The organism is Sphingobium sp. Ant17 (assembly GCF_000588875.1).
Classification (GTDB): Bacteria; Pseudomonadota; Alphaproteobacteria; order Sphingomonadales; family Sphingomonadaceae; genus Sphingobium.
The window spans coordinates 46,231-58,664 of record NZ_JEMV01000008.1 but is presented as its reverse complement, the minus strand read 5'-3'; the positions used below and the strand labels follow the sequence as shown (position 1 = coordinate 58,664).

Below are 12,434 nucleotides of genomic sequence, written 5' to 3'. Positions count from 1 at the left end.
CGGGGCCGCTTAGTAAGAGCGACCGACGAGCACGCGTTCGACGGCCGTGTTGCCCGTGAAGATGCACGCGCCATCCGCTGCCTGCGCATCGCTCGGTATGTTGCGCAGCGTCAGCTTCTCGCCCTTGAGCCACTGCACCACCTTGTCGAGCGCATCGCCGGTTGGCTTGCTCCACTGCACCAGCGCCCAGCCCGGCTTGGCGCTGGCATCGAAATAGGCCTTGAGCGCGTCCAACGAACTGATCGAGCGATCGATATTGCCGTCGAGCCGTCCCTTGGCATCGGCGAACAACGCTTGCTGAATGTCGGCCAGCATGGTGGTGGCACCGGCGACGAAGTCCCCCTTCGCCACGATCTGGCTGTCGAGCTTGCCATCTTCGCGATAGAGCCGATCGCGGCGAATGACCGAGACATTGCCGCCCGCCACATCGCGCCCGCCCACTTCGATGACGATCGGCGCGCCCTTCTTGACCCAGCCCCAGCGCTTGGTCGCGGCCTTGGCCGGACGCTTGTCGAGCAACGCACGAACCGGCTCACGAAAGAGGTCGAGCGCGTTCAACTGGCCGACCAGATCGGTGCAATAATCAACGATGGCCGCATCTTCGTCATTGTCGCGCAGCATCGGCACGACAACGATCTGATAGGGCGCGACGCGCGGCGGCACGCGCAGTCCATCATCGTCGCCATGGACCATGATAAGGCCACCGATCATCCGCGTCGACATGCCCCAGCTGGTGGTCTGGGCCAGTTCCTGCTGCCCTTCGGCATTTTGAAACTTGATATTCTGCGCCGCAGAAAAGGTCGTGCCCAGGAAATGCGAGGTGCCGGCCTGAAGCGCCTTGCCATCCTGCATCATCGCTTCGATCGAATAGGTGGCAACCGCGCCGGGGAAACGCTCATTTTCGGGCTTCTCACCCGCGATCACCGGCATGGCGACGCATTCCTCGGCGAAGCTACGATAGACTTCGAGCATCTTCATCGTTTCTTCCAGCGCCTCATCCACGCTGGCGTGCGCCGTATGCCCCTCCTGCCAGAGAAACTCGGTGGTGCGCAGGAACATGCGGGTGCGCATTTCCCAGCGCACGACATTGGCCCACTGGTTGATAAGCACGGGCAAATCGCGCCACGACTGGACCCAGCGGCTGAACGCCGCACCGATCACCGTTTCCGACGTAGGGCGCACGACCAGCGGCTCTTCCAGCTTTGCATCGGGATCGGGCACCAGCTTGCCGTCCTTCTGGATCAGCCGGTGATGCGTGACGACCGCCATTTCCTTGGCGAAGCCGTCCACATGCTCGGCTTCCTTCTCGAAATAGGAGAGCGGAATGAACAGCGGAAAATAGCAATTTTCGTGGCCCGTCGCCTTGATCCGTTCGTCCAGCAATTTCTGGATGCGTTCCCAGATGCCATAGCCCCATGGCCGGATGACCATGCAGCCGCGCACGCCGCTTTCCTCGGCCAGGTCGGCCTCGGTGATGACGGCCTGATACCAAGCGGAAAAATCCTGTTCGCGGGTGACGGAAAGGGCGTGCTTCACGGGGTCGGGCCTTAGGCTAGAAACGGAAAGGAATGGCGCGCCATAGGGCAAGCGCGCTACGCCTGTCGACCCCTGAGCATGGCGATAGAGTCAGGCGGCGACGCCCAGCCGATCAAGCCAGGCGCGTGCCTGTTTGGGTTCGCCGACGGCGTCCGACGATACAGGTCCACGCGCAGCCATGAAATCCTGGTGTAGGGCGAACGGCTCTAACCCCAATGTGGCGCGCAGATCGCCTATCTCGTCGGCGGTGTCGCAAAGGTCGGCCACGATCGGTGCCGTCTTGGCCCGCGCCGCCTTGTCCTTCTGATGATCGAACAGGCCCCATTTGCCGCTGGCGGTCGTCTGAAGCGCGGCGATCAGTGCCTCGCGATAGGCAAGTTCCAGTTCCTCGCGGCGAACGTCGAGCCGCTCCAACCGATCCGCCTTCGCCATGGTCCCGTCCAACCCTCTCGTTCAGCTCAACTTGTCGATCTTCGCGTTTAACGCCGCCAGTTGCGCCTTGAGCGCAGCAATCTCGTCATCTTTGCTGCCGTCGGTCGCGGTCGGTGCGAGCGTCGCACCGGGAACGCCCGGAATGCCCGGCACGCCATTGCCAAAGGCAGTGGCGGCCGCTTCAAACATCTGCAGATTGCGCTTGGCGATCTCAGCCAGCGGGCCGCCGCCAAAGGCACCCTTCATAGCTTCCTGAAATTGCTGCTGGTTCTTGCGGAAGGCATCCATCGAGGATTCCAGATATTGCGGCACCATCGACTGCATGGAATCGCCATACATGGAAATAAGCTGGCGCAGGAAGTTGACCGGCAGCATGTTGGTGCCACGCTGCTCTTCTTCCATGATGATCTGGGTCAGGACATTATGGGTGATGTCCTCGCCCGACTTGGCATCGACCACCGTGAACTCGCGCCCTTCGCGGGTCATCTGCGACAATAGGTCGAGCGTGATATAGCTGGAAGTTTCGGTATTATAGAGCCGCCGGTTGGCGTACTTCTTGATAATCACCGGATCGGATTCGTTGACCACCTTAGATTTGGACATGAAAACCTCTCCCTCAGAACCTTATACCGCAGTAGCACAAGGCCATGTCGCACCGCAACATGGCCCGCGGCCATTACCCCTTTTTCTCAATATTTTATGGCGCGAGACAGAGGGTGATCCTGAACTGCGCCGCCGCGCGTTCACAGGCCTGCGCCGCTATCAGGAGGCGCAGCGCCCTCCAACCCCGCCCGCGCCCGACTGCGTGGCGGCCGTGGGAAGCGCTCGATTGCTGCGCTATGGAGTTGAAAATGGGCGTGCGCCCGTGGTGTTCATCCCCTCGCTGATCAATCCGCCCCAAGTGCTGGACCTGTCGGAAAGCCGGTCGATGCTGCGCCATATCTGTGCAGCAGGGCATGACGCCTATCTAGTCGATTGGGGCGCGCCAACGCGCGGCGATGCGGCGATGGGACTGGACGGGCATGTGACGGAACGTTTGCTACCGTTGCTCGCCAGCCTGCCGCGCCCGCCCATTCTGGTCGGCTATTGCCTCGGCGGCACGTTGGCGATTGCTGCGGCAATGCTGCGGGAGGTAACGGCCGTGGTCGCGATCGCTTCGCCATGGGCTTTCGATGGCTTCGCAGATGCTGACCGGCAAGAGATCGGCATTTTGTGGCGGAATGCCAAAGCGATGTGCGAGCGCTTGGGCTATGTACCGATGGAAGTGCTGCAATCGGGTTTCTGGGCGATGGATCCCAAGCGCACCATTCAGAAATATGCGGCCTTCGCGGATATGGCGGAAGGGTCGGACGCGGCGCGCGCGTTCCTGGCGGTCGAGGATTGGGCCAATGAAGGCGCGCCGCTTACTTTCGCGGCGGCCCGCGACCTGTTCGATGATCTTTATGCCGGCAATGCGACCGGCGAAGGGCGATGGTCGGTAGGCGGTCAGATGATCAATCCCAAAGCCCTGCCCTGCCCCAGCCTCTCGATCCGCTCGACCACCGACCGCATCGTGCCCGCCGCCGCCGCCCCTAATCTGGCCGAACAACGCAGCCTCGCACTGGGCCATGTCGGCATGGTTGTGGGCGGCCGGGCACGCCCATTGCTGTGGGATCCGCTGTCCGATTGGCTTTCCAGCCATGGCGGATGATGCTATGGGCGCGGGCGAAAACAACCCCTGTCATTAGAGGATCAGCCTTTGTCAGACATCGTGATTACAGCCGCGAAGCGCACCGCCGTCGGCAGCTTCATGGGCGCTTTCGGATCGACTCCCGCGCATGAACTGGGTCGCCAGGCGATCCTCGCCGCCCTGGCGCAGGCCGGTGTCGCGCCGGAGGAAGTGGACGAAGTTATCCTGGGCCAAGTGCTGAGCGCAGGCCAGGGCCAGAACCCGGCGCGTCAGGCCGCCGTCAATGCGGGCATCCCGGTCGAGCGGACCGCCATCGGCATCAACCAGTTGTGCGGTTCCGGCCTGCGCGCGGTGGCGCTGGCGGCGCAGGCGATCCGCGCGGGCGACGCGAACATCATGGTCGCGGGTGGACAGGAAAGCATGTCGCTAGCCCCGCATGCGCAATATCTGCGTGGCGGCAGCAAGATGGGTAATGTCAGCCTAATCGACACCATGATTCACGACGGCCTGACCGATGCCTTCAACAATTATCATATGGGCATCACTGCCGAAAACCTGGCGGAGAAATATCAGATCAGCCGGGAAGCGCAGGACGCCTTCGCCGTCGCCAGCCAGAACAAGGCGGAAGCCGCGCGCGCTTCGGGTCGCTTTGCCGACGAAATCGTGCCGATCACGATCAAGGGTCGCAAGGGCGACACGATCGTCGATGCCGACGAATATATCCGCGCGGGAGCAACGATCGAAGGCATGCAGGCGCTGCGCCCGGCCTTCAAGAAGGACGGCAGCGTGACCGCAGGCAATGCGAGCGGCCTCAATGATGGCGCTGCTGCGCTGGTGCTGATGACCGCTGATGCCGCCGCCAAGCGCGACGCGACCATCCTGGGCCGGATCGCCGGTTTTGCGACCTGCGGCGTCGATCCCTCGATCATGGGCATCGGCCCGGCCCCGGCCAGCCGCAAGGCGCTGGAGAAGGCAGGCTGGTCCGTCGCCGATCTCGACCTGATCGAAGCCAATGAGGCTTTTGCGGCGCAGGCGCTGTCGGTCGGCCAGGAACTGGGTTGGGATGCGGAGAAAGTCAACGTCAATGGCGGCGCGATCGCCATCGGCCATCCGATCGGCGCTTCGGGCGCGCGGGTGCTGACGACGTTGCTTTACGAAATGGCCAAGCGCGATGCGAAAAAGGGTCTCGCGACCCTGTGCATCGGTGGCGGCATGGGCGTGGCGATGTGCATCGAGCGCTGATGCGGCGTAATACCATCCGTCCGTGATGCTGACTCACGTGGGGGATTCCCAAAGCGGCGAAACTATGAATCTATGTCTTCGGGTTGGAGGGCATTGTCATGGGTGCAGCGATTGGATTGCGAGACGACTTTGATGCAGCGGGCTTGAGGCGACTGGCGCGGACGACAAAGAGCGCGAACCAGGGACGCCGACTGCTAGCTTTGGCGGAAATCTATGATGGCGCGAACCGCAGCGATGCCGCGCGCATCGGCGGAGTGACCCTGCAGATCGTGCGGGATTGGGTGRTGCGGTTCAACGCCCGAGGTCCAGCSGGYCTCCTTGACGGCAAGGCCCCAGGCAAGCCGCCCTTGCTGAATGATATCCAGCGCCAAGCGCTCGCGGAGGTCGTTGAAAGTGGACCGATACCAGCGATCCATGGAGTTGTGCGTTGGCGGCTGATCGACCTGGCGCGGTGGCTTCATGACGAATTTGGGGTGTCTCTGACGGAAACGACCGTAGGGCGAGAATTGAAAAAGCTGGGCTATGTCAAATTGACGGCACGCCCACGTCACCATGCCCAGAACGAATATGCGATGGAGGACTTCAAAAAGGGGGCTTTGCAGCCGAGCTGGCAAAGATTAAAGCCGCCCTCTCGCGCGACACGCCCATAGAGGTATGGTTCCAGGACGAGGCCCGTATCGGCCAGAAAAACAAGATCACCCGCCGCTGGGCCAGGCGCGGCACCCGGCCTTCAGCGCCCAAGGATCAGAGGACCAAATCAGCCTACATGTTGGGCTACGCCCGCCTTCGGCCCGGCGTTATCTGCCCTGAGCTTGGCAAGGGCGCTGGCTTGGTCCTGCCCTTCTGTAATACCCAGACCATGTCGCTGCACCTGGCGGAGATATCGCTCGCTATCGAACCAGGTGCCCACGGCGTGCTGCTGATGGATCAGCCGGATGGCACATGACCGGGAAGCTGGAAGTACCCGATAATATCAGCATCGTTCCGSTGCCGCCAAAATGTCCTGAACTCAACCCGGTCGAAAATATCTGGCAGTTCATGCGCGATAACTGGCTATCCAACCGCATCTTCACGTCCCACGACAACATCGTCGACCTTTGCTGCGAAGCCTGGAACAGGCTGATCGATCAGCCCTGGCGCATCATGACAATTGGACGCCGCAAATGGGCACGTGGGTCGTGATCAATGCAGGTTGGTATAAGTTTGAAAAAGGGGCCGCCGCTCCCCTCGGAGCGGCGGCCCCTTTTTTTTACTAGATGTGATTTAGCGACAGCCCCAGGACATGGGGCCGCGCGCTATTCCATCTCCAATATGACCGCATCGACCGCCAGGCTGTCGCCTTGGGCAGCGGAAACGCTTTTCACCGTGCCCGCCTTTTGCGCGCGCAGAATATTTTCCATCTTCATCGCTTCGATCACGGCGAGCGGCTGACCGGCCTCGACCTTGTCGCCCGCCCCCACATGCAGCGCGACCAGCAGGCCGGGCATCGGGCAGATCAGGTAGCGCGACAAGTCTGGCGGGATCTTCTCGATCATGTGCGCAGCATAGGGTGCAGCATGGGCGGGCAGGATACGCAGCTTGTGACTCGCGCCATGCGCTGTCAGGACGAAGCCAGCGCGGGTCGGGGCGATCTTCACCGCCAGCTCCTCGTCGCCGAACTCCGCTTCGATCAGACGATCGCCGGGCGTATATTCCAGCGCCATGTCGAGCGCCTCCCCATCGACGGTGACATCATCGCCGTCGATTTCCACATCATGGACGCTGTCGCCGATCTTGACCTGCCACCCTGTCGGCGGCGGCAAGCGCTTGCCCAACTGGCCGTCTATGCGGCGGGCGCGGTCGGCCTGGGCCATGGCGGCAAAGGCACCGATCGCGGCGAGCCGCTGCAGCAATTCGGGCGATGCAGGCGCGCCCTGGAATCCGTCGGGATATTCCTCCGCGATGAAGCCTGTCGTGATATTGCCGGAGCGGAAGCGCTCATGCTGCATCAGGGCGGAGACGAAATCGATATTATGGCCCGGCCCCTCGATCTCGAATTTGTCGAGTGCTTCGATCTGCTTGTCGATGGCTTCCAGACGGGTGGGTGCCCAGGTGATCAGCTTGGCGATCATCGGGTCGTAGAACATCGAGACTTCGCCGCCTTCGACCACGCCGTCATCGACGCGGATCAGTGCGCCGCTTTCGTCGGTGCCGGTTTCAGGCGGATTATAGCGAACGAGCCGACCGGTCGATGGCAGGAAGCCGCGATAGGGGTCTTCGGCATAGACGCGGTTCTCGATCGCCCAGCCGTTAATCTTGACGTCATCCTGGGTGAAGGTCAGCGCCTCGCCATTGGCGACGCGGATCATCTGTTCGACCAGATCGATGCCGGTGATTTCCTCGGTCACGGGATGTTCGACCTGCAACCGGGTGTTCATTTCGAGGAAGTAGAAGCCCTCCCCGGTCGTGTCCGCACCGCTGACGATCAGTTCGACGGTCCCGGCGCTGAAATAGCCGACCGCGCGGGCGAGCGCGACACACTGCTCGCCCATCGCCTTGCGCATCTTGGGCGTGACGAAGGGCGACGGCGCTTCCTCGACCACCTTCTGGTGGCGGCGTTGGATCGAACATTCGCGTTCATTGAGGTAAACGATATTGCCGTGCTGATCGCCCAATATCTGGATTTCGATATGGCGCGGGCTTTCGATGAACTTCTCGATGAAGACGCGATCGTCGCCGAAGCTGGCCAGGCCTTCGCGCTTGGTCGCTTCAAAGCCTTCGCGGACATCCTGTTCATTATAAGCGAGGCGCATCCCCTTGCCGCCGCCGCCCGCCGATGCCTTCATCATCACCGGATAGCCGATCTCGTTCGAGATTTTGACGGCATGGTCTGTGTCGTCAATGACGCCGACGAAGCCCGGTACGACATTGACGCCCGCTTCCAGCGCGAGCTTCTTGGACTCGATCTTGTCGCCCATCGCGGCGATGGCATTGGCGGGCGGGCCGACGAAGATGATGCCTTCCGCGTCCAGCGCCTTACGGAAGCTCTCGCGTTCGGAGAGGAAGCCGTAGCCGGGGTGGACCGCGTCTGCGCCGGTCTGCTTGCACGCTGCGATGATCTTGTCGGCGATCAGATAGGATTGGGCGGCGGGGGACGGGCCGATATGCACCGCCTCGTCCGCCATCAGCACATGCAGCGCGCGCGCATCAGCATCGGAATAGACCGCGACGGTCTTGATACCCATCTTCTTGGCCGTGCGCATAACACGACACGCAATTTCGCCACGGTTCGCGATCAGGATTTTGGTGATTGCCATATTATTCCCTGTCCCAGTCCTATCCTATCAGCGTTCGGGCTGAGCCTGTCGAAGACCCGTTCTTCGTCTCGAAAAGACAAGCAGCCCTTTGAAAAGCTCAGGGCGAACGGGTATATTTCTTAATCGCCGTGCATGAACATGCCCGACTGCAACATTATCCAACCAAGGCCGGTAAACACGATCATCAACAGAACGATCATCAGCCAAGCCGTCAATTGACCGCCTCCTTACATTCAACCGTCATGCCGGACTTGATCCGGCATCCCGCTTTCTTCTTGCGCAACGCCAGAAGAACAGCGGGACCCCGAATCAAGTCCGGGGTGACGGAGGTGGGCGCGCAAATCATTCCGCTGCCACAGCCTCCATCGCGACATTCACCTCGGCCTGCATCGGCACCACGCCCAGCTTCGCGAACAGCGCCGCATCGGCATTGTCGCCCGCATTCGCCGTCGTCAGCAGCTTGTCGCCGGTGAAGATGCTGTTCGCGCCCGCCATGAAACACAAAGCCTGGCAAGCATCCGACATGCTTTCGCGCCCAGCGCTTAGCCGCACCATGCTCTCCGGCATCACGATCCGCGCCACCGCAACGGTGCGCACGAACTCGATCTCGTCGATCTTGGCGAGCGGTGTGTCGGCCAGCATATTGCCCAGCACCGTACCCTTGACTGGCACCAGCGCGTTGATCGGCACGCTCTGCGGATGGGTCGGCAGCACGGCCAGCGCGTGCAGGAAGCCGACGCGATCCTCCCGCGTCTCACCCATGCCGACGATCCCGCCGGAGCAGACATTGATCCCCGAATTGCGGACATTCTCCAGCGTTTCGAGCCGGTCATCAAAGGTCCGGGTGGTGATCACCTTCTCATAATGTTCGGGCGAGGTGTCGATATTATGGTTGTAATAATCGAGGCCCGCATCGGCCAGAACCTTGGCCTGGCTTTCGCTGAGCATCCCCAGCGTCATGCAGGTTTCCATGCCCATCTGGCGCACGCCCTGCACCATCTGGACGATAGCGGGCATGTCCCGCTCCTTGGGATTGCGCCACGCCGCGCCCATGCAAAAGCGCGAGCTGCCCGCGTCCTTGGCCTGCGCCGCGGCTTGCATCACCGCCTGCACGCTCATCAGCTTTTCGGCCTTGAGACCGCTTTCCGCCGAAGCCGACTGGTTGCAATAGCCGCAATCCTCCGGGCAGCCGCCGGTCTTGATCGACAACAGAGTGGAAAGTTGCACTTCGTTGCGCGGGAAATTAGCGCGATGGATCGACTGCGCTTCGAACATCAGGTCGGCGAACGGCAGGTCAAACAGCGCCGCTATTTCGGCGCGGGTCCAGTCGGTGCGGGCGGTTGTCACGGCGTTCATTGCCCAACTCCGTTCAGGCTGAGCGAAGTCGAAGCCGTCCGCTGAGCGGAGCGAAGCATGTAGCCTTCGACAAGCTCAGGCTGGTCCTTCGACAGGCTCAGGACGAACGGATTTAAAGTCATCATTATGCGGCATCCTCCACCGGGGGCATGTTGTGGCCGAGGAGGCGCAGCACGTCGGCGGCGCATTCCACGACATTGGAGCCGGGTCCATAAATGCCCTGAACGCCCGCGTCACGGAGGAAGTCGTAATCCTGCGGCGGGATGACCCCGCCTGCAATGACCTTGATGTCGTTGCGGCCCGCTTCGCGCAGTTTGGCGATGAGGTCGGGGATCAGCGTCTTGTGACCCGCCGCCAGCGACGACGCGCCCACCACATCGACGTCGCTTTCCAGCGCCAGCACCACGGTTTCTTCGGGCGTCTGGAACAGCGGTCCCGACACCACGTCGAAGCCCATGTCGCCAAATGCCGACGCGATCACGTTGCGCCCCGGTCGTGCCCATCCTGCCCCATCTTGGCGACGAGGAGTTTGGGTTTGCGACCGAGGCGCCGCTCGACGGCCTGCACGCCGTCAAGAACCTGTTGCCAGCGGCTGTCACCCGCATAAGGCGCGCTGTAGACGCCCTTTACCGGCGTCGGCTGGGTGCCGTAGCGATCGAAACTTTCCTCCATGGCGGAGGAAATTTCGCCCAGTGTCGCGCGGGCGCGGGCCGCTTCTACGGCAAGGGCGAGAAGATTATTGTCGAGACTGGAGGCTTCGCCGCACCGTCGCGCAACGCTTGCAAGGCGGCTTCGCATTTTGCGCTGTCGCGCTCCGCCTTCACCCGGTTGATGCGAGCGATCTGGCCTTCGCGCACCTTGGCATTGTCGATGTCGAGCGTTTCGAGGAAATCCTCGGTCGCCAAACGGTATTTATTAACGCCGACAATGACGTCATCGCCGCGATCGACCCGCGCCTGCCGCGCTGCCGCCGCCGTCTCGATCATCGCCTTGGGCCAGCCTGCCGCAACGGCCTTTGCCATGCCGCCATCAGCCTGCACCTTTTCGATGATCGCCCAGGCTTCATCGACCAGTTGCTGCGTCAGCGCCTCGACATAATAGGAGCCACCCAGCGGATCGACCACCTTGGTCATCCCCGTTTCTTCCTGGATCACGATCTGCGTATTGCGCGCGATGCGGGCGGAGAAATCGGTGGGTAGCGCGATGGCTTCGTCCAGCGCATTGGTATGCAGCGATTGCGTGCCGCCCAGCATCGCGGCCATCGCCTCGATCGTGGTGCGCATGACATTGTTATAGGGGTCTTGCTCGGTCAGCGACACGCCGCTGGTCTGGCAATGCGTGCGCAGCATCTTGGAGCGCTCATCCTTGGCACCCAGCTCGGTCATCGCCCGGTGCCACAGCACCCGCGCCGCACGCAGCTTGGCGATCTCCATGAAGAAATTCATGCCGATGGCGAAGAAGAAGCTCAGGCGTCCGGCGAACTTGTCGATGTCCAGCCCTGAAGCGACGCCATATTTCACATATTCCATGCCATCAGCGATGGTGAAGGCCAGTTCCTGTACCTGCGTCGCACCGGCTTCCTGCATATGATAGCCGGAAATGGAGATGCTGTTGAACTTAGGCATCTCGCGCGAGGTGTAACCGAAAATGTCGCTGATGATCCGCATCGAGGGTTCGGGCGGGTAGATATAGGTGTTGCGGACCATGAACTCCTTAAGGATGTCGTTCTGGATGGTCCCGTCGAGCAATTTGCGGTCGACGCCCTGCTCCTCGCCCGCAACGATGAAGAAGGCAAGGATCGGGATCACCGCCCCGTTCATCGTCATGCTGACCGACATCTGGTCGAGCGGAATGCCGTCGAACAGGATCTTCATATCCTCGATCGTGTCGATCGCGACCCCTGCCTTGCCGACATCGCCGGTTACGCGCGGATGGTCGCTGTCATAGCCGCGATGGGTGGCGAGATCGAATGCGACCGACAGCCCCTTCTGCCCGGCGGCGAGGTTACGGCGGTAGAAGGCGTTGGATTCTTCGGCGGTGGAGAAGCCCGCATATTGACGAATAGTCCAGGGCCGCCCGGCATACATGGACGCCCGCACGCCCCGCGTGAACGGCGCAAAGCCCGGCAAGCCCGGATCGACGGTCACGTCCTGCGCCGTGTAGAGCGGCTTGACCGCAATCCCTTCCGGGGTCGCCCAGGTCAAATCCTTGCCCTTCACTTCCTTGGCGGCAGCGGCGGCCCAGTCGTCCAGCGTCGGCTTGTCGGTCATCGTTCAATCTACCCTGCTCCCTCCCCCTTAAGGGGGAGGATACGAAGGCTTGTCAGCTTGTCTGACTAGCCGAAGTTGGAGAGGGTGTTCGACCCATCGGGCGTCGTACCCCCTCTCCGCTGCCACTAAGGATCTGCTGCGCAGCCCCAAGTCTCGCTGCCTCCCCCCGCCGGGGGGAGGTTTTCATGCCTAGTGCCCGCCCTTCGGCGTCTCCATAATCTCGGTCAGCACCCCGTTCATATCCTTGGGATGCACGAAGAAGATCAACGTCCCATGCGCGCCAATCCGCGGCTCGCCCAGCACCCGCTTCCCCAAGCCTTCAAACCACGTCTTCGCTTCGTGAATATCGGCCACTTCATAGCACATATGATGCTGCCCCCCGGCCGGGTTCTTGGCGATGAAGGCGGTGATCGGCGAGCTTTCATCGAACGGCTCGATCAACTCGATCTGCGTCCCCACCGTGCCATTCTCGCCCGGTGTATCGACAAAACACACCTTCACGCCCTGCGCAGGCAGGTCGAACGGCGCGTGGATATTCGTCGCGCCCATGACATCGCGATAATAAGCGATGCTCTTTTCGAGCTGGGCGTAGCGACGCCGATATGGTTGAGACGACCGAGTTTCATCATGCGT

7 protein-coding genes and 3 pseudogenes are annotated in these 12,434 nt (G+C 61.8%); 3 read left to right on the top strand and 7 right to left on the bottom strand.

What is annotated here, in order from left to right; translation table 11 throughout:
- Positions 1-9: 9 nt before the first annotated feature.
- From proS to phaR, 3 genes are all read right to left on the bottom strand, one after another.
- Positions 10-1,536 (bottom strand): proline--tRNA ligase, encoded by a 1,527-nt coding sequence (gene proS / locus BF95_RS05610; protein WP_043149912.1) that lies wholly within the window; start codon positions 1,534-1,536, stop codon positions 10-12.
- 90 nt (positions 1,537-1,626) lie between these two features.
- On the bottom strand, positions 1,627-1,968 hold the full coding sequence (locus BF95_RS05605) for a hypothetical protein (protein WP_043149910.1): 342 nt from the start codon (positions 1,966-1,968) through the stop codon (positions 1,627-1,629).
- Between the two features lie 21 nt (positions 1,969-1,989).
- Entirely contained in the window at positions 1,990-2,571 is a 582-nt protein-coding gene (gene phaR / locus BF95_RS05600; protein WP_043149909.1) for a polyhydroxyalkanoate synthesis repressor PhaR, read from the bottom strand.
- Between phaR and BF95_RS05595 the strand changes: the two genes are divergently transcribed.
- The 3 genes and pseudogenes from BF95_RS05595 to BF95_RS26140 all read left to right on the top strand — a co-directional run bounded on the left by BF95_RS05595 (position 2,570) and on the right by BF95_RS26140 (position 6,061).
- Positions 2,570-3,658: an alpha/beta fold hydrolase gene (locus BF95_RS05595; RefSeq protein WP_235209577.1), complete on the top strand. Its 1,089-nt coding sequence runs from the start codon at positions 2,570-2,572 to the stop codon at positions 3,656-3,658. The two genes, phaR and BF95_RS05595, sit on opposite strands and share 2 nt — an antisense overlap.
- 48 nt (positions 3,659-3,706) lie before the next feature.
- Entirely contained in the window at positions 3,707-4,879 is a 1,173-nt protein-coding gene (locus BF95_RS05590) for an acetyl-CoA C-acetyltransferase (protein WP_043149907.1), read from the top strand.
- A 98-nt stretch (positions 4,880-4,977) separates the two neighbouring features.
- A pseudogene (locus tag BF95_RS26140) lies at positions 4,978-6,061 on the top strand (IS630 family transposase).
- A 113-nt stretch (positions 6,062-6,174) separates the two neighbouring features.
- On the opposite strand, the gene BF95_RS05575 reads toward BF95_RS26140, so the two are convergent.
- The 4 genes and pseudogenes from BF95_RS05575 to mce form a co-directional block, all read right to left on the bottom strand.
- Complete coding sequence (locus BF95_RS05575) at positions 6,175-8,175, bottom strand: acetyl-CoA carboxylase biotin carboxylase subunit (protein ID WP_043149903.1); 2,001 nt, start codon at positions 8,173-8,175, stop codon at positions 6,175-6,177.
- 342 nt (positions 8,176-8,517) lie between these two features.
- A complete protein-coding gene (gene bioB, locus BF95_RS05570) occupies positions 8,518-9,531 on the bottom strand; it encodes a biotin synthase BioB (protein ID WP_043149900.1) in 1,014 nt (337 codons plus the stop codon).
- A 124-nt stretch (positions 9,532-9,655) separates the two neighbouring features.
- A pseudogene (scpA, locus tag BF95_RS05565) lies at positions 9,656-11,801 on the bottom strand (methylmalonyl-CoA mutase).
- A gap of 189 nt (positions 11,802-11,990) precedes the next feature.
- Positions 11,991-12,427 (bottom strand): annotated as a pseudogene (gene mce, locus BF95_RS05560) (methylmalonyl-CoA epimerase).
- Between the last annotated feature and the right edge of the window lie 7 nt (positions 12,428-12,434).